Raw genomic sequence first — 18,308 nt, forward strand, 5'->3', positions numbered from 1 at the left:
ATAAACGCTCCATCCTTTTCCCCATTAAAGATGAGTATCCACATCCTAACCACAGCGCCCAAGCTCTGTCAGCAACTCACCCAATTGCTCGAAGGCGGACAGCAAGCATTTCATTTCTACCGCGACTTAGAGGCACTCATCACGGTGCTACCTAAACTAAAGAAGGCCGACAAAGTCTTCTATGACCTGCAATTAGAGCCCCAATTGATGGCTTTCGATGCGCTTCGCTTCGGAAGCAAGAAGACGAATCTAGTCGCCTTCGAACTACTCCTTGAAGGCTCAACTCACTCCAACTGCCCTAAGACCGCAAAGCACTACTTCGCACTTTCCAATGATATCCGTAAATCAAGCGTGCGCCTCAAACAAGTGCTCCACGAAGTCGACAGCTTAAACGCCAAAAAGAAGCGCGCGCGCAAGAAGGCCCACACGCCCAAGAGCCCGCAAGTCAAGTCTAGCGGCAAACAACAAGCAAACACACCAATCACCCTCGCACGCTACCTCACCGCAAAGAGCGGCGTGATGCAGGAGCTACTGGTCACCATCGCGGGACTGGCCAAGCGCCCCAAATTCATACTCCTCTGCGGCGAGGATGGTGCCGACTTTGAGCTCACCGCACACGAACTCAACTTCCGTACCAATGGCGATCAATGCCCCCTCCACATTGCCGACCCCATGCGTGTTGAAATCAACGAGATCAAACGCAAAATTACCCCCCATACCCCAACAGGCTACTGCTATCTGGGCCTATCCTACGAATTAGGCGCGCTCACGATCGAACGCTTAAACAACTACCTCCAGCAATTGAGCGAAGCCGAGATACAAGCACCTAGACCATGCTTCATTCTAGGCCACGTAGATGACTCCGAAGGCTATTTAGAAAAAGAAGTTAAAGCCCTACTGAATAAGTTTAGAGAACTGGGCGAGACTGTCGAAATCCCATGCATGGCAGAACGCAAAGAAGATGTCAGCCTAATCGCCCAATCCATCTTCACCACCCTACGCAGTGCCCACCCCTTCCTAGTCACACGCATGCTTAGCCAAAGCGCCATCGAGTATCTAGAAGCACAATGTGCAGAAATGAGCTACTCCGGCTTAGTCCGCATCATACGCAACTCTATGTCGCTCACAGAACGTGACACGCTAACCGAAAACGAGCTCAAGAGCTTCGGTGACGACAGCCCCACCACCTCGCACCTAATCGAAAGCCTTGCCGACGAAAAATATTTCAAGAACCAAACGGGCGCTGCTTAGCCTACGAGAGTGGCGCATCGCGAGCTCCAAAAAAACGGAAGATCGCACAACTACATGAAAACCCTGACATACATCGCCGCCGCTTGCCTCCTAGTCAGTAGCAGCCTCTCTGCCCAAAGCTCTGTTTGGAAAGTATCCCAAGGCGCGCATAGGCTTTATCTGGGAGGCACTTCTCATATTTTGCGAAGCAGTGACTACCCCTTACCCAATGAATTCGACATCGCCTACCAAGCCGCCGACAGCTTGGTCTTCGAAGTCTCCCCCGACAATTTAAACGATCCAGCCTTTGCCATGCGACTAATGGCAGAAAGCGTCTATAAAGACGGCCGCACGCTAAAGAGCGTGCTTAACGATAAAGCCTACACCGCCCTAGCCGCAGAATGCCGTCAAGCTAACATGCCGATTGAAATGATCCAAAGCATGAAGCCGGGCATGGCCGTCATGATGCTAACAGTGCAGAAACTCATGCAAGCGGGCGTGTCACAAGCGGGTGTCGACCTACACTACGCCCAGCAAGCCAAAGTGGATCAGAAGCCGATCGCATCGCTTGAAACGACGGAGTTCCAACTCCAACTCATCACTAGTCTGGGCGAGGGCATCGAAAGCGAAATGGTGCTCTACAGTCTAAAGGACTTGGAACGCATCAACGAACTCTTCGAGCAAATGATCGAAGCTTGGCGCATAGGAAATATGGATACAATTGAACAACTCTTTGTCGATGACATGCTACAGTATCCAGAAATCTATAACACGATGCTCAAGGACCGCAACGCCCGCTGGTTACCACAAATTGAAGCCATGTTAGAAACCGAGCCCACCGAATTAGTTCTAGTCGGCCTCGCCCACATGGCCGGCAGCGATGGCCTGATTAAACTCTTAACAGCCAAGGGTTATACCGTCACGCAGCTAAATGCGGACTAAATACTACCTTTAAGCATTCGAACAGATGCACTTAAAGAATTGTGCAGGTCTGCGTATCGTAAAAATCCAAGCAAGCGGAAATAGCACCCACCGCGACAGTGCAAGCCGTCTCCAGGCGCAGCACATGTGCCCCTAAATGAGCTAACTTCCAACCGTTCTTACGAAAGGTATCACGCTCATTGGGCGACCAACCGCGCTCGGGACCCAAGGCGATTACGGCGCTGCGCAAGCCCGGGGATAATTGCTGCGGCAAAGGCCCTGCCGCTTCGTAATTATCCAATGCGATGTGCGCGCCCTCACCTTGTAAAAAAGAAATCGCGGACTGCAAATCGGTGTGCATGCCAACCTCAGGCACATGCGTGCCGAAAGATTGCTCCGTGCCGAGGCGCAAGCGCTCTTTCCATTCATCGCTCGTCCATAAACTGCTTTGCGCGTATGAAGGCTCACCACGTTCGGCCTCAAAGAAGTGCAAATCCTGCACCCCCATACTCGCGGCCTCAAAGAGTATACGCTTGGCGGTATGCGGGCGCGGCAAACCGAGTAAGAGACGAATCGGCAAGGGCTTCGGCGCGGCTTCCGTGCCAATCACACGCAAACTGATCGCACCATCGGCCTCCACCAAGGTCACCTCGGCTCGAGCACGCAGACCATTGATAAAGCCTACAAAGACCTTAGTGCCCACACGGGCACGCAGGACTTTAAAGATGTGCTGCCCGCGAGGATCACCTGCCTCCAGCCGCCTGGTTTCGAAGGGAGTATCAAAGAGGATGAGATTCATTAATGGCTACCGACGACGACCAAAACGGCTGCTGCCTGAATTACGCTTGCGGCGACGTGGCTTTTCAGCCGTTGAAGTGCGGATAATTGGCTCATGAAAGTAGTTAAAGCCTTCCAACTTCAACTGCGGAATCTGCATATCAATAAACTTCTCGATTGCGTCCAACTTGGCTTGCTCATCAGGCGCAACGATTGTCGCTGCATCGCCTTCACGCTGCGCACGGCCGGTGCGGCCGATGCGGTGCACATAATCTTCGGCATGCTCCGGCACATCGTAATTAATAACGTGGGTAACGTTGGCGATATCCAGACCGCGCGACGCAATATCCGTCGCAATCAAAATCTTAATCTTGCCGTCCTTAAACTGCTGTAGTGCTTTAGTGCGCGCCTTTTGCGGCAGATTCGAGTGCATCGCCGCGCAACTCAAGCCACGCTCTTGCAACCAGCGTGTGATGCGGTCGGCGCCCACCTTCATACGACAGAAAATGATCATGCTATCGATTTCCATTTGATCGATCAGTGCGATCAGCAGGTCAAATTTCTGCATGGCTCCCACCGGATAAATGACATGCTTCACCGTCTCTGCAGGTGTGAGCTTAATACCAATGGTCACGTCAACGGGATCTTTTAAGCCCTTAGCGACTAAGCGCTTAATATCCTCCGATACAGTTGCCGAAAAGAGTAATGTTTGCCGGTTCTTATTGCACAGCTTCATGATGCGCTGCACATCGTCAATAAAGCCCATATCGAGCATACGATCAACCTCATCCAGCACCAAGACTTCGATGGACTTGAGGTCAAAGTTCTTTTGCTGAATGTGGTCCAGCAAACGCCCGGGCGTCGCGATCACGACATCGGCGCCCGCCTTGATCTCATCAATTTGCTTACCATAGCCCACACCACCGTGGATCAGGCAGCACTTAGGCGCACAGTATTTGCCATACGAATCAAACTGGTCCTCCACCTGTGCCGCCAGCTCACGTGTGGGGCCCAAAATCAAGCAACGCGGTGCGGCGCCTTCGCGGTGCCCGCCGAGGCGATGCAGAATCGGCAGCGCATAGGCGGCCGTTTTACCTGTGCCTGTCTGCGCGGAGCCGATTACATCGCGCCCTTCGAGAATATGTGGGATCGCGCCCGCTTGAATAGGTGTCGGCTCTGTAAAGCCGAATTCGTCGATAGATTTAAGGATAGACTCGTCGAGTCCAAGTTCGTGAAACGTCATAATTATTTTGCTGTGGGTGAAATGCCCGGCCAACATAATAACGCATCCGGGTCCGATATAAATCCGAGCTATTTACGCGAAAAACGGTAATTACTCAGAAAGGAAGTCGCAAACACTGCCTGCATTTCATTGAAGATCAAGGAGAAAGCGTAAGCGCCTAAAAAGGGCGAAAGAAGACGTAGGGGCGTCACTCATGACGCCCGCCGAGCTTGAGCGCCGAGCCTGGGTGCGCCGGTCTTCATAAGTGAAGCCCCGACATTTCGCAACAGTTTATAATACTCACAGCTAAAAAGGGAAGCCGATCGAAAAATGTAGCGCGCCGTCCGAATCGGAATCTCTGGGATTCAAATTGTGCCCATACTCCAAGCGCAAGGGCCCCACCACAGTCTGATACCGAAGTCCAAAGCCGATGGAGCTCAAGACCTCCCGCTCGCGATCGAAAAAGCCGTCGCGGGCATTCAAAACAGAATCAAAAAAGAACACGGTCGAAAGCTGAGAGTAAATACGCTGCTCCAACTCTAGGTTAAGCAAGAGATAACTCTCTGAGCCCACTTCATCGCCCCCGGAATCCCTGGGGGAAGCACCACCTTCGACGTAACCACGCACGGAATTTTCCCCACCCGAGAAAAAGCGCTCATTAAATGGAATATTATCCTCGGCCGCGCCGGTAGTAAAAATCGTGCCTCCTTGCAGCCCGGCATGGAGCAGTATGCTCTCACTCAACGAACTATGATAGCTGCCCCCCAGCTCTAACTTTTGAAAGTTCACGCTTCCGCCCAGCCATTGTCCCGCAGTTTCTAAACTGGCATATAAGCTATAGCCGGAGCTGGGCGCTAAAAAGTCATCACGTCGGTCCAGCGATGCCTTAAAAGTCACACTCGCCACTGTAGCGTCTTCTTCCGATTCAAAACTAACTAGATCCAGACGATCAGCATTCTCTTGCGAAAAACCATACTCGACCGCCAGGCGCAGCCCCGTATCCGACAATTGCATAGAAGTGCCAACGGCCATCCCTTGGGCACGTCGATCAAAAGAAAGCTCTTCCCGATAATTGTATTCAGCATTCAGATACGTCGTCAAATCGGTCCCTAAAAACTGGGGAATCGAATAGGTGGCCTCGCCGAGTGTCGATTTAAAGCTCTGTTTCACTTCGACCTCGTAACGGTGCGCGCGCCCCCAGGGGCTGCGGTGCTCCCAGCGAAAACCTAGCCTGGCCTGTTCATAACTACCCCAACCTGCTCGCAGCTGTAGCTCCTTGCGCTGACTCGGGCTGAGTGCATACACCACCGAGCGGGCATCGCCGCTAGTCGGCTCCAACTGCAGACCGACTTCTTGAAAGATCCCTAAGCCCATCAATTGACGCCGCGCCTCACTCACTGCAATTAAATCCAGCGGCTCACCTGCCTTTAATTCAACCTGTCGCTTCAAAACAGAACGTTTTGTAGCCGCATCACCATCGAACTCAACTTGCTGAAGCGTGACAGCCTGCCCGTAGTCCACACGATAGCGCAAATGGCGCAGCAACACACCTGCTTGCTCTTCGGAATCAGCCACAATCTCACTGCTGACTGTCGCATCCGGATAGCCTGCTCGATAAGCTTCGTTACGAAGCGCCGCACGCTCGGCCTGTTCCCATTCGCGGGTGAACACCACTCCCTGCGCAGGCTCTTTGCGCACCTCATCCTCACTCCCTGCGCGCGTAATCACGATCTCTAACTCACCAATTTGATATAAGGGCCCCTGCTCAATCGTGAGCTCTACCTGAACGGCCCCGCTCACTGGATCAATGTCAATCTGCTGGTTCACTACTTGTGCGGAACGATAGCCTAAGTCATCCAAAGCTCGCAGCAGTCGCCCCTGCCGACGCTCAAAATTCTCGTAGGTGAAAACACGTGCTTTCTTGCCGGAAAATAAGACACCTCCGGGAATAAAAAAGCGCTCCACTTGTTTCGCTTCGATCGCATGCACTCCATCGACCACAACTGTATCGTAGTATGACAACACTCCGGGTGTGATGATAAATTCAACCGCCTCCGCGACAAAATCGACTTCAAGTTGAATGGCATAATCTCCCTGCCAATAAACAGAGCGCTCGGTCTCCCCCACAAGCATCCGCCCCTCGATCGTGGGCTCTAGATAGCCCTTTCGCTTCATTTGCTCCAACAATAAGAATGCACTGTCTTCCAAGATGGCGGCATCCAAATCAATCGCCACATCTGACTCGACATTATTCAAGAATGACAAGCGGGCATCCATGCTTCGATCTTGAAAAAATCCCAATCCAGACACCGTGAGATTACTCTGTCCCATTAAAGTGCTGCCCCACAACAGAGCCAAAATTGCAATCGGTAGTATCCGCCTCATCGCTTAAATAGACTCCAAATTAAATCCAGGTTATACGCATCATACACATCGTAGCCTCCCTCCAGAAACACATCTTCCGATAACTCATAGCGCACCCCGACTGTATTGCGACCGCTACGGCTGGTCTCCTCGCCGACATCGACCGTCAAACGATCAGAAAACTGTTCATCCATTCCGCCCGCACCCAGCAAGCCTTGCCCCAAATAGAGCCCGACCGAACCGACACCGCCGCCAGAAGTGCTACCAGTCGTCAGCAGTCTCACGATTGAGGCATTCGAGAGTGTCGGCGTGGATTGAAATTGCACATGTGGATCCTCCAGGGTCTGCGTCACATCCATCGTAATGATGTACGAGGCTTTTTGCGCAATACCGTTGAAACTTAACTGCACCGTATTCGGTTGGCCTGGCTCGATATAAGCTTCGCCGCTAGTGAGTCGCATTCTGGCACCGGGAAAGCGTAGCTCTCCATCCACGGTCCGCACCGTCCCGATCAATAAGGGTTCTGCAAAAGTGCCTCCCAAGTCAAAGTTGGCCGTTAACTGCGTGCGAAAATAGGGACTGCGCACCCGCATAAACGAATCTCCGGCGATTTTAAGATCAAAGCGCCAGTCTGCAATCGCCGGCTCACGAATCGAAAAATAGGGAGGCTTTGACTGCGGTCCACTTTCCACGCTCGGTGCGAGCGGATCAAATTCCACCAGCATGGTGCTCGAGCGTAAGTTTAAATTACCCTGAACGATCGCGCTCTCGTCATGATTGGTATGGCTGGCCTGCACATCCAAATCACTGCGTAAAATCATATCTGTGGTTCGCACCAAAGGCACATTCAGCCCGTGCACGTGAAACTCCCACAGCGGACGATCCAGATCGCCTGCATCCAACCAACCGGTAAAGCTCACTGGACTGCCCCCCACTTGCGCCGAGGCCTCTTTTGCCGTAAAGCGACGTTCCGCCAACTCTAGCTCGCCACGGATCAAATCCACCGAAGGTAATGATTCTGTCGGGCGCAGAGCGAAGTCTTGAAAGGATAAACGCCCTGTCAAATTCCAATCGGGCTGCAGGTCTAAGGAACCGCTCACACGTCCGCTACGCCGCATGATCGGGGGCAAATAATCCACCCAGTTTTCGGCTTGCCAATCCCTCAGCTCGATTCGCCCGCTTCCTGCCGAGAGCCATGCCTTGCGAGCCTCCAAGCTCCCGGTGAGTGCAGTGATCAGCCCCGCGGTCGGCACGCTCAAGCGCCCCGTCACCTCACTCTGATTCACGATAAATTTGAACTGCTCAACTTGAACACGATCAGCTTCAGCCCGCGCCACAATTTCAATATGATCAATCTCCGGGACGTTCTCCAACGATGTTTCCAAACTGGCAATCGACACTTCCAGCACCCCCGTAGGCTGCTCCATCCGGCCGCCCACTTGCATGTTCAACGCCGCCTGACTGAGCTTCAAACCGAAATGCTGCGACAACCATTTTGCAAAGCTGGGCGTCACGGACCCGGTTAAACTCGCGGCCAAATCTCCGCGATCTAATACCGTCCAAAATGCTTCACCCGCCACTGGAAATTGCAACCGCACAGGCGCGCGGATCGAACCTTGTAGCAAGGGAGCCTCCGCAAATTGCAACTGCACGGTATCCGCGACGAGACCTTCGGGGCTCAACTCAAGCTCGACATCTACACGAAGGGGCAGCTCCTCGCCAACGGCTCGCGTTTCCAAGTGCACCTCCAAGGACCCCAACAAATGCGGCCGCAAATCAGAAATGGACAGCTCCACCGATTCGATGGTGAGTGAGGGCAAGTCTCGATCCACCCAACGCCCCAAGCGTTGTAATGTAACATTGCGCAAGCCTAGCTCCAAGCCCGTGGCCGGATTCCAGCCAGCTTCGATATCTAACTCTGGCCCCTGCAAGTGAAAGCGCTCAGCTATAAATCGCGATTCTGGAAAATCCGCATCCCCGGAATATCGATAGCTAAAATGCGCGGGCGCCTGCAGCTCTAGTGTCGGACGCACGGGGTCCACCCACACGAAGCGACTGAGATCCAGCGACACACGTCCCTCCTCAAGCCGAGTCACGAAGGATGCCTCGATCACCGCACCCGCGGCTGTCGCCGAGCCAGCCACAGTCCATTGTTGCCAACCCTCACTCTGATAGCTCCCCGACAAGCTGATGGGCGTCACGCCCGGATACTCCACCGTGAGTGGCTCCAAGTCCCCCACAATCATAGGGCGCTGCCAGTCTCCACCAATCCGCCCACGGGTCTTTAACCCATCCGAAAACGCAAGCGGAGCCACCATCGTATTCAGCCACTCTGAAGCGAGCGCGACACTGTATTCGAAATCAAGCGACAAGGTGGACAGGTCAACCTGCCCGCTCAAGTCCACCACCCCCGCATCCGACGCCAAGGGCTGCAGCACGGCCTCATCCACCCGCAAGACGGAACCTTCCCAGCGCCCCTCCACATCCACCTGTGCCACCTGATAGCGATCGTAAATCAAGTCCTTGGCATTTAAATTGAACAGCACGTTCGGCCCCGCACTCAACGAGGGCGCCACACTCAGACTGGCCTCGATCTGGCCGCCTGCAGGCAAGAAGGCCTGCTGTGATAAGTCGACACTGGCATGAAATTCAGCCCGCTCAGCCACACTGCCATCTGCCAGATTCATTTCCAAAGGCTGACGTAAACGCAACTGCCCCCAGCCCGCAGCCACTTGCAGTACCTCCACCCGCAAGCGTTCTAAATCACCCGAAAACTCCATGCCCCCCGTCATTGTAATCGAGTCCTGATCTTGCGCCTGCACCACACCCTCAAGTTGTAGCCTGCCCATATATCGCCCGGCTTCCCAACGAAAATCAACGCCTGTCAGCGCTCCGCCTTGCCATTGCATGGCCACCGCAGAGGGTAACCATTCAGGATCGATCGCAAACCGCTCCGACTTAAGTGCTGCCCGCACGGGCAACCGCTCCCCCTCCGAAAACGAAACCAAGCCCACGGCTCGCTCCCCTGCGCGACGAAATTCAAAACTCACATCCAACTCTTCCGAACGAGGCTCCAGTGATAAGTCCAACTCTAGTCCCGCAGCGGGAGCCGTCACCAGTGCCGACCAGTCCGCGTTCGGCTCCAACGTAGCCCGCAGCTCCACCCGATCCAGCAAGTCTGGCAAGCGCACCGAATCAACGACCGCGGCCAGTTGCCAATCGCTCAACGTCAACCTAGGCAGCTCGAATATCGCGGCTCCATTCGACGCGTGGACCTGTAAATCATTCAACTTCAGCGGAGGCAGCCATTGCCCATAGGTCCGCAAGGCCTCACGCGCTTGCCGCACCGCGGAAACCACATCCACCGGCTCCGACTCGGCCGGCTCCGCGGATGAGCCCTCGCTCAACTCAACCCGCAAAGTATCCACCTCCAACAAAGAGGCAGACGAAAAATCTCCGCCCAAGCGTTCCCACAAATATTGCTGCAGCGAAGGCACCTCCAAGCGCCCCAGCGAGCAGCGAAACGAATCCCTAGCATAGCCCAGCTCCGTAAATAACAGCCGCCCCGACTCCAAACGCTGCACCGAGCGCACCTCCACATCCCCCCAACGCAGCAAGGTGGGCATAGCGCGAGGGAGCCACCAAATACTGGTGACCCATAAAGCGCAGAGACCAACCAAACCATAAACCAACAGCCGAACCAGTATGCGTATGTAGCGAAATTTCCTCACAAAGACCCAAAGACTAAACAGAGCGCATAATAGCTCAACTTGTTTCACCGGATTTTAAGTTCGGTCAAATTAACTCAATGCCTAAAAAAACGACATCCACCCACACACTAAGCTTGTGAACACAACACATCCCGCGCTAGCATTTGCCTCATGAGTTCGACCTACCGAGGACGCATTGCACCCACACCGACTGGCTATCTGCACTTGGGCCATGCACGCACCTTTTGGATCGCAATGGAACGCGCCAGAGAAGCCCGCGGTCAACTCATCTTCCGCGATGAGAATCTGGATCCACAACGCTGCAAACCAGAATTCTCCCAAGGAGCCATCGAAGACCTGCGCTGGTTTGGCTGCGACTGGGACGAAGGCCCCGATGTGGGCGGCCCCAGCGGCCCCTACCGCCAGAGCGAGCGCCACGCATTGTTCCTGCAAGCATGGGCGCGCTTAAAAGACGCCGGCTACATTTACCCCTGCGATAAATCACGCAAAGATGTCGCCCGCGCCGCACAAGCCCCCCACCCCGAAGAAGAGGCCAGCGAGCCCATCTACCCCGAAAGCTGGCGCCCACCACTCGGCACCGGTCAGGCGGCCGACAGCCCCGGCGACACCAATTGGCGCTTTCGCGTGCCCGACGAACGATGCATCGAATTCGACGATGGCCGCCTAGGCCCCTGCGCCTTTACCTGCTTGCGCGACTTCGGCGACTTCCTCGTCTGGCGAAAAGACGGCGTGCCCGCCTATGAGCTCGCAGTGGTGGTCGACGATGCCGCCATGCAAATCAGCGAAGTCGTGCGTGGCGAAGACCTACTCATCTCCACCGCCCGACAGCTGCTGCTCTACCAGGCCCTCGGCCTAAAAGCCCCCGAGTTCTACCACACTCCCCTGCTCTGCGATACCACCGGACAAAGACTCGCCAAGCGCAACCGCTCCCTCACACTGCGCGAATTAAAAGCCGCCGGACATCAACCCGCAAACCTGCGCACCTCCGATGACTGGTGGTCGGGACTCGAAGACTCCATCTAAACAGTTAATCAACGAAGACGAAGAACGCATCACCATACCCAACCGCAAGGTATTAGGCGAAATTTTCACCAACTCCTACGAGTTCAAAGTAGTCGAAGCCGTCGTGGGCATCGATTACAGCGCCGATCCCGAACAAGCGATCCAATGCATCGCCACAGCCGTCAAAAAAGTAGAAGGCATCGCGCCCGAGCGCGAGCCCGACGTCGGGATCGAAGACTTCGGCGACTCCGCGATCAACATCGGCTACCGCGTCTGGGTGCCCACCCAAACCTACCACCAAACCCGCTACCAAATCAACCTAGCCGTCTTCCGTGCATTAAAAGATGCAAAGATCAACATCCCCTTCCCACAGCGCGATGTGCACCTGATCCCCTCACAGACCGAGGAGGCTTGAACCTCAGAAAGAGTTTAATCGAGGCGGTGCCACTATTTTCTATCTAGAGGTAAATCTAAGCATTGAGAACTCCGAGAGCAGTAGCTAGGGAACAAAGTCCCCCTGGCTACTCACTCTGCGTCGGGCTTGTCGGCTTCGGCTCGAGCAAATCACCTAACGCGTGGGTGCACCTACCAGATAAGATTCCGGCCGAGAAGCGCGACCACCATCGTCCTCAGCGATCCTTCGTAGTCATGTTTTGAATACATAACGCATAGGCAGCACTACCGTATGTCGAACAGACTGGATTTGTTAAGCCCATGTATCAGCACTGTTAAGATTACTTGACGCACTGGTTTCCTTATTGCGTGCCCAGCATGGATTGCTGATTCACGGCGAAGTTCACGGCTATGGCCATCCGATTAATATTGATCAGTCGCGGGATCTTCCCGCATCGCCAGCCGGTTCTTAATCACACTTTCGCCTAATCGTTTTCAAATACATTGATGCTTTCCATTCTATGAAGTTTCCGCTCATTCCCTCTTTCATAATCAGTTCCGCGATCTGCCTCGGGAGCAGTGCCGAAGCAGCGCTGGTGGCCCACTATACCTTTGACGATAATTACAACGACGCCTCGGGAAACGATCATCATGCGTCGCTCTCAGGCGGCACGGGCTCAATCGTCACAGATAACGAACGAGGCCTCGTATTCAGTCCTGAAGATGCGTCTTACCTAGACTTGGAAGCCACCACGCCCATCCCTCACTTCCCAGCAAATGCATCCATCACCCTGATGGCATGGGTGAAGCAAACCGCAGCACAAGTTAGCAATTACAGCTACATTCTGGAGCTCGGTCAAAACGGCGACAGCCCGATTGCCAGTCTAGGAATTATGCCCGACGGTAAGTTCGTCACCTACTCCGAAACTTCGCAACCTGGCGGCAACTTGGATCAGGTAAACAGCTATAGTGACAACGCAGTCGAAACCGCTGGTACCTGGGCCTCATGGCACCACCTAGCAGCGGTCTATGATCGAAGCACCGATGTGGTCACACTTTACGTGGACGGCGCCGTCGCGGGAACAAACAGCATTGAACTACTAGATGACAGTTATCCGTTTAATTGGACACAGGCACGTATCGGAGGCGATATGGATGGCACGCCTCATTTCCGAGGCATGATCGACGATGTTCGTATCTATGACGAAGCCCTGACACAGGCGCAAATCCAAGCGATGAATCCTATTCGATTTCTAGTCGACTTCGGTTTATCGAATGAAATCGCGTCGAACCCTGACACGAATGGTCACCACTGGAATAACTTCGCCGCCGCCTCGGGAACCGCACCCACTAGCGATACACTGACCACAGTAACCAATCGCAGCGGTACCCTCGCAAGCGGCGTGGAAATTGCCATGACTGACGGATTCTTCAGAGCCAGTACAAACACCAATGGCGCAGAAGCGATCTATGTGCCTGAAGCGACCGGTGATTTTTATTATCTGCAAAAAGGCTCAGATGAAAGCGCAAGCTTGTTGATTTCGGGCCTCGATGCATCAGGCGCGACGGTTTACGATTTCAAATTCCTTGCGACCACCAATCGTCTTGCTCCACAGAGCTTCATCACCGACTACACCGCCACCGGCCTAGAAGCCACGTCGGTTTCCCTGCAAGCAGTTGGCAACGTAAACAACGTCGCTTCAATCAACGGAGTTCAGCCCAACGCTAACGGCGAAATTGAAGTGCACATCGGAATCAATGCGGACTCGACAACCTACGGAGCTCTCAACCTCATGGAAGTCATCGGACGTGATCCGAGCGCCCTCGCCACACCTGATCCACAGATACCCGCCACAGCGGAACTAACACCAGATCCAGGTGCTGGCCCGAATACCGAAAATCCCGAAGGCTTGACCGCATATGTCTGGGAAGATGCCGACCCTTATAGCGGGCGAACCGGAGCCGCAGAGCTCCTACGTCGCGCAGGTTTCCACGTCAAAATACTACCGCTCGATCAAGCGCCTTACGACGACACGGTGAATCCAAGCGAGGACGTAGATTTGATTTTCTTCGGCTCTTTCATTTCGGAGAACGAAGATTACGCTTCCTACATGTCACAGTATGCCGACGATCTATATAACTTCGTCGATCGCGGCGGCCTATTAGTGCAAATGGCGCAAGCCGACCAAACGGAACCCGTGCCACCGTTTTTCCCCACCACACAAAACGCTAGCCGCGTGGACGACGACTTCGCGCAGGCCCGTGTTTTATCTCCGGATCACCCGTTGATGTCCAACGTCCCGGTATCAGGCAACCCCGCCAACGTTGAATTCGTCAACGGCATCGGCGGCTCCTACGAGGACAATGTTGTTTGGGAAAGCTTCTACACCTTCTTTGGTTTCGAAGTCATCCTAGCAGGAGATGCCGACGCGCGCTACCCCGCCTTGATGGAAGGCGCTTACGGTCAAGGCCGCATCCTTTTGGCTGCGATGGGAAATGATAAAATCCTCAGAAATGACATCGATATCGCGCCGGAATCGCTAGCCGTTTTTAACGAACCATTTTTCGACAATCTGTATCAGCATTGTAAGGACGTTCGCGACGTCACAGCACCCGCACTGGAGATCACACCACAGCCTGGTAACAGCGAAATCGCCAATGGCGCTTGGACCTTAGTGCTACTACCCGACACTCAAGTCTATAGTCAAAACTATCCGGGAGTCTTCAGCGCCCAGACCAGTTGGATTCGCCAACATGCACGCACACGCAACATACGCTACGTGCTGCACCTGGGCGACATCGTGAATAATAACTCAATTCCAGAATGGGAATCTGCCCGCGAATCCATGGGCATGCTCGATGGCGTCGTGCCTTATGCCATCGTCACTGGCAACCACGACTATGGCCCAAGCGGTAATGCTGCCACACGCGACACTTATATGAATAGCTATTTTGTGCAAAGCGACTATAACGAGTGGACCACCTTTGGCGGCGCGATGGAACAAGATAAAATGGACAACACCTATCACCTATTTGAAGCGGGTGGTGTGGAGTGGATTATCTTTGCACTGGAATGGGGGCCACGCGACAGCACTCTAGAATGGGCACGTTCGATCTATGATTTATACCCCAATCGTAAAGGTATTTTAATCACACACGCATTCGTCAACAACAACGACCTGCGTTACGACATCACCGACACGAGTAACCCCCAAAGCTACAACCCTCACTACTACAGCACACCCGGTGGCGTAAACGATGGTCAGGAAATCTGGGACAAATTCATCAAAGAATACAACTTCGCCTGGGTCTTCAACGGTCACGTGCTTGGCGATGGAACAGGCTACCGCGTCGACAACAATCTTGCAGGTTCCGAAGTCCATCAAATGCTGGTAAACTACCAAATGCGTAATCTAGGCGGCGAAGCTTATATGCGTATCTTGGAATTCCAACCAGATGGTGAGACGGTCAAGCTGTCTTCTTACTCCCCACTCTACGACAATTACCTGACCGCAGCGGATCAGAACTTCGATGTGAACCTCCCACTCGGCGCCCAAGACTTGGATGAAGACGGAGTGCTCGATTACTACGATGCCGATTTCGACAACGACTCAGACGGCCTAAACAACTATCAAGAGTTCATACTACTCGGCACACACTCCGATATGGCAGACAGTGATGGCGATGGGCTTAACGACCTCGATGAGCTCACCATTGGCAGCAACCCGCTTGCTAGTGACCGATCCATTGTCGACCTGGTCCAGAACAACCCGACGCTATTCGGACTATATACCAACGACATGATCCTCGATCTCAACCCTGCAGACATCATGATCCAAACGGACGGATCAACAGTCGATGTTCAGTTGCAAATGCAAAAGAGCCCCGACCTGATTGAATGGACCAGCGAAGGTGACCCAGTGATCTGGTCGATGCCCATTCAGCCAGGCAAGGAGTTCTACCGAATCGATCTTTCCAACAACTAATTCGTCTCAACACTCTGTGGCCTGTATGCGGTGCATGCAGGCCACATTTGTTTCTATAGTATGTCCGAAAAACATTCATCTATTTTGAGCAAAGTCAGTCGCGAGCCTATGCTACACTTCCTCGTTGCCGCCTTATGCATAGCATGGCTACTAGGATTACGCCCCCAAGACGAACGCCCCATCATTCGAGTCGATGCCGCACACGTCGCCGAACTCGTAGCGACTTACGAAAGCGATCCGCGTGTAACAAAAGGCACCGCCGATGTCGACGAACTCGTCGCAGAATATGCCCGAGACGAACTGCTCTACCAAGAAGCGCTGAAGTATGAAATCCACCGCAATCAAAACTTAAGAGGACTCCTTATTCGTGAGATGCGCCGTCAACTTGAGCCAGTTATCTCCGAACCAACCGAGGAAGACTTGCGCAACTTTTTAGCGACAAACGCCGCGCGTTATAAGTCTCAGCCGAGCGTTGCCTTCGAGCATGTCTCATGGCCGCCGGAGGTCGCGAAAATTCCAGACGACATTCAAGCACGTCTCAATTCTGGTGTGCCTCAGAAGAACTTTGGCCAACGCATTCGTTTGGCGAATCCGATTCCATTGACTTATCTGCCGCACCTTAAAACAAACATGGGAGTAGCAGCAGCCGAACAAATCATGGCAAGCGAACCGGGCGTATGGTCGGGCCCGATCCAGAGCAAATACGGCACCCATTTTATACGTATCCTCCATAAAAACAGCACTGGCGAAAAGCCATTCGAACAAATCCGAAGCACGCTGAAGAGTCACTGGATCAGTGAGCAAATCGATCTAAAGATGGAACAGATCCTTGCCAACATCGCCGAAGCATATCAGCTGGACGTGCCAGATAACTATCTAAGCGTGTTACCATGAAAGCCCGCCCCACTCTTTTCGGGCTCTTGCTGCTCTTACTGACCACAACTCAGGCGCTCTCGCACCAACTCGCAGTCGCTCGCTTTCAGATACAGGAGATCGGCCCGTCGACTTATGAAATTCGTTACGATGTTCCTTCGGGTGAAATGGATCGCTACAGTATACCGATTCTCCCCAAGGGCTACAGCTACGTCGAAACACCACTCCAGCATGCAGGGCCGCAACGCTTACGCTTCAACACAAACGGACGTGCTCTCGCAAACAACGACACCATCGTATTGCCATGGCCGCGCAATGGCGTGCTCGCAAGTGCGATCTGGCTCAATGGCACACGTTCACAAAAATTCTTTAAAGCCAGCGAGACGGAGATCATCATCGAACTCAGCGCGCTTTCCGCAGGGTCTGGTTCCGCACTTGAAACCATGCATCGCTATACAGAATTAGGGCTGGAGCACATTCTGGAAGGCTATGATCACCTGCTATTCGTGGCAGGCCTGGCGATGTTGGTGCGAGGATGGCGGCGTGTCTTGCTAACGGTAAGCGCCTTCACACTGGCACATAGTTTAACTCTAGGACTCGCAGTGCTGGGTCTCATACGAATGCCTCCGGCACTGGTTGAAACCTTGATCGCATTGAGCATCGTATTTCTAGCTAAGGAAATATTACTCGCCCACAAAGGCCAAATCACATGGGCGAGTCGTTGGCCCTGGGCGATTTCATTTGGATTCGGGCTTATCCACGGGCTCGGCTTTGCCAGTGCGCTGATGGAACTGGGCCTGGAAAACGATTCCATCTTACTCGCTTTACTCTCCTTTAATATCGGCGTCGAGCTCGGGCAGATCCTGTTTCTGCTAATATGGCTGTTGCTGGCTTCAGCCCTAGTTGCTCTCGGTCTCAAGCGCCTACGTTACTTACGACCGCTGCTCCCCTACGCGCTCGGAATTATTGCGATGCTTTGGTTCCTAGAACGCTTGTTGGGTGAATACCCGATGACGTGAAAGGCACTGTAGAGCCGAATCGCGATCTGACCTCCGCCAATTTGTCCACACCTAGCCTACATCTTTTCCTCTAGGCCAGTCTATAAACCTCTGCGCCGAAAAAACGCGGCGCAAGTAATGCTAAACACGCCCGCCAGCATCGCAAATGAACACGGCTCTGGCACGACAGACAACGCGACAAATTCAACTTCGTCCGTAGCAGACCAGCGTCTAGGTTGATTTAATACGATGCGAATGGCATCCGCATGATAGCCTGTCGCAGCTCCGAGTAAACTATACTCTGCCGTGCCGCGAATGAGGCTATTTTCTGCGTCACTCATAGATCGAATTACGCTGGAATGATAAGTAATCCCCCCATCAATGCTAAAGGAAACCTCAAAACTAGTAGGCTGATTGACTGCCGCATTATGATATATATATTGATACTGCACAATCGATTCCCAGGCATATCTTTGATCAAAATGATAGATGTAAGTGATCTCTGCAGATCCCCCGCCAACGTCGATTAAAGAATATGGCGCCCACTGCGAATAACCAGAAGTAATTGAAGTGCCTTTGACTCCATCAATAAGCTCGCCGACACCCCCGGACAAACCACCCACAGTAGATCCGCTATAGCCATTATCCACATACCAAGAATTACCACCAGGCGTCCAATTACTCTGATACTCGGTAGGGAACACTTGAATGCTAGCTACAACATACTTTGTAGACAGCACTAGAAAGAAAAGCGCTACGAAAGAACTGCGAATTACCATGCTCATAAGGATTACAAATTACCCCCATTAGC

12 protein-coding genes are annotated in these 18,308 nt (G+C 53.4%); 7 read left to right on the forward strand and 5 right to left on the reverse strand.

The features are described 5' to 3' along the window. The first annotated feature begins 30 nt into the window (after positions 1 to 30). Positions 31 to 1,251: a hypothetical protein gene (locus QEH52_RS00745; RefSeq protein ID WP_308948002.1), complete on the forward strand. Its 1,221-nt coding sequence runs from the start codon at positions 31 to 33 to the stop codon at positions 1,249 to 1,251. 54 nt (positions 1,252 to 1,305) lie between these two features. Further along, positions 1,306 to 2,172, forward strand: coding sequence for a TraB/GumN family protein (locus QEH52_RS00750; RefSeq protein ID WP_308948003.1), 867 nt, complete (start codon positions 1,306 to 1,308; stop codon positions 2,170 to 2,172). Positions 2,173 to 2,203: 31 nt separating this feature from the next. Here QEH52_RS00750 and QEH52_RS00755 read toward each other — a convergent pair whose 3' ends face one another. From QEH52_RS00755 to QEH52_RS00770, 4 genes are all read right to left on the reverse strand, one after another. After that, positions 2,204 to 2,950: an RsmE family RNA methyltransferase gene (locus QEH52_RS00755; protein WP_308948004.1), complete on the reverse strand. Its 747-nt coding sequence runs from the start codon at positions 2,948 to 2,950 to the stop codon at positions 2,204 to 2,206. Between the two features lie 6 nt (positions 2,951 to 2,956). Further along, entirely contained in the window at positions 2,957 to 4,171 is a 1,215-nt protein-coding gene (locus QEH52_RS00760) for a DEAD/DEAH box helicase (protein WP_308948005.1), read from the reverse strand. A 285-nt stretch (positions 4,172 to 4,456) separates the two neighbouring features. Then, positions 4,457 to 6,481: a BamA/OMP85 family outer membrane protein gene (locus tag QEH52_RS00765; RefSeq protein ID WP_308948006.1), complete on the reverse strand. Its 2,025-nt coding sequence runs from the start codon at positions 6,479 to 6,481 to the stop codon at positions 4,457 to 4,459. Between the two features lie 50 nt (positions 6,482 to 6,531). Next, on the reverse strand, positions 6,532 to 10,140 hold the full coding sequence (locus QEH52_RS00770) for a translocation/assembly module TamB domain-containing protein (RefSeq protein WP_308948008.1): 3,609 nt from the start codon (positions 10,138 to 10,140) through the stop codon (positions 6,532 to 6,534). 255 nt (positions 10,141 to 10,395) lie between these two features. On the opposite strand from QEH52_RS00770, the gene gluQRS reads away from it, so the two are divergent. The 5 genes from gluQRS (at position 10,396) to QEH52_RS00795 (ending at position 17,518) form a co-directional block, all read left to right on the forward strand. Continuing rightward, positions 10,396 to 11,268 carry a tRNA glutamyl-Q(34) synthetase GluQRS gene (gene gluQRS / locus QEH52_RS00775; RefSeq protein ID WP_308948011.1) on the forward strand — a complete coding sequence of 291 codons (873 nt, stop codon included), beginning with the start codon at positions 10,396 to 10,398 and terminating at the stop codon, positions 11,266 to 11,268. Then, on the forward strand, positions 11,234 to 11,662 hold the full coding sequence (locus QEH52_RS00780; protein ID WP_308948012.1) for a mechanosensitive ion channel family protein: 429 nt from the start codon (positions 11,234 to 11,236) through the stop codon (positions 11,660 to 11,662). The genes gluQRS and QEH52_RS00780 overlap by 35 nt, the downstream gene beginning before the upstream one ends. Before the next feature lie 499 nt (positions 11,663 to 12,161). Next, positions 12,162 to 15,626, forward strand: a complete 3,465-nt coding sequence (locus tag QEH52_RS00785; RefSeq protein ID WP_308948013.1) for a LamG-like jellyroll fold domain-containing protein — start codon at positions 12,162 to 12,164, stop codon at positions 15,624 to 15,626. 60 nt (positions 15,627 to 15,686) lie between these two features. Further along, positions 15,687 to 16,520 (forward strand): peptidylprolyl isomerase, encoded by an 834-nt coding sequence (locus QEH52_RS00790; protein ID WP_308948015.1) that lies wholly within the window; start codon positions 15,687 to 15,689, stop codon positions 16,518 to 16,520. Then, the gene (locus tag QEH52_RS00795; protein WP_308948016.1) at positions 16,517 to 17,518 is read left to right on the forward strand and encodes a HupE/UreJ family protein; all 1,002 of its coding nucleotides are present in this window, start codon (positions 16,517 to 16,519) and stop codon (positions 17,516 to 17,518) included. The genes QEH52_RS00790 and QEH52_RS00795 overlap by 4 nt, the downstream gene beginning before the upstream one ends. Positions 17,519 to 17,598: 80 nt before the next feature. On the opposite strand, the gene QEH52_RS00800 is transcribed toward QEH52_RS00795, so the two are convergent. Beyond that, positions 17,599 to 18,282, reverse strand: coding sequence for a hypothetical protein (locus tag QEH52_RS00800; protein WP_308948018.1), 684 nt, complete (start codon positions 18,280 to 18,282; stop codon positions 17,599 to 17,601). Between the last annotated feature and the right edge of the window lie 26 nt (positions 18,283 to 18,308).

Source organism: Thalassobacterium maritimum (assembly GCF_031127805.1).
Classification (GTDB): domain Bacteria; phylum Verrucomicrobiota; class Verrucomicrobiia; order Opitutales; family Coraliomargaritaceae; genus Thalassobacterium; species Thalassobacterium maritimum.

Excerpts from the sequence above, each read along its gene's own strand:
- QEH52_RS00745 (WP_308948002.1), top strand. The coding sequence starts at position 31 with ATGAGTATCCACATCCTAACCACAGCGCCCAAGCTCTGTCAGCAACTC.
- QEH52_RS00750 (WP_308948003.1), top strand. The coding sequence starts at position 1,306 with ATGAAAACCCTGACATACATCGCCGCCGCTTGCCTCCTAGTCAGTAGC.
- QEH52_RS00755 (WP_308948004.1), bottom strand. The coding sequence starts at position 2,950 with ATGAATCTCATCCTCTTTGATACTCCCTTCGAAACCAGGCGGCTGGAG.
- QEH52_RS00760 (WP_308948005.1), bottom strand. The coding sequence starts at position 4,171 with ATGACGTTTCACGAACTTGGACTCGACGAGTCTATCCTTAAATCTATC.
- QEH52_RS00765 (WP_308948006.1), bottom strand. The coding sequence starts at position 6,481 with ATGGGACAGAGTAATCTCACGGTGTCTGGATTGGGATTTTTTCAAGAT.
- QEH52_RS00770 (WP_308948008.1), bottom strand. The coding sequence starts at position 10,140 with ATGCCCACCTTGCTGCGTTGGGGGGATGTGGAGGTGCGCTCGGTGCAG.
- gluQRS (WP_308948011.1), top strand. The coding sequence starts at position 10,396 with ATGAGTTCGACCTACCGAGGACGCATTGCACCCACACCGACTGGCTAT.
- QEH52_RS00780 (WP_308948012.1), top strand. The coding sequence starts at position 11,234 with ATGACTGGTGGTCGGGACTCGAAGACTCCATCTAAACAGTTAATCAAC.
- QEH52_RS00785 (WP_308948013.1), top strand. The coding sequence starts at position 12,162 with ATGAAGTTTCCGCTCATTCCCTCTTTCATAATCAGTTCCGCGATCTGC.
- QEH52_RS00790 (WP_308948015.1), top strand. The coding sequence starts at position 15,687 with ATGTCCGAAAAACATTCATCTATTTTGAGCAAAGTCAGTCGCGAGCCT.
- QEH52_RS00795 (WP_308948016.1), top strand. The coding sequence starts at position 16,517 with ATGAAAGCCCGCCCCACTCTTTTCGGGCTCTTGCTGCTCTTACTGACC.
- QEH52_RS00800 (WP_308948018.1), bottom strand. The coding sequence starts at position 18,282 with ATGAGCATGGTAATTCGCAGTTCTTTCGTAGCGCTTTTCTTTCTAGTG.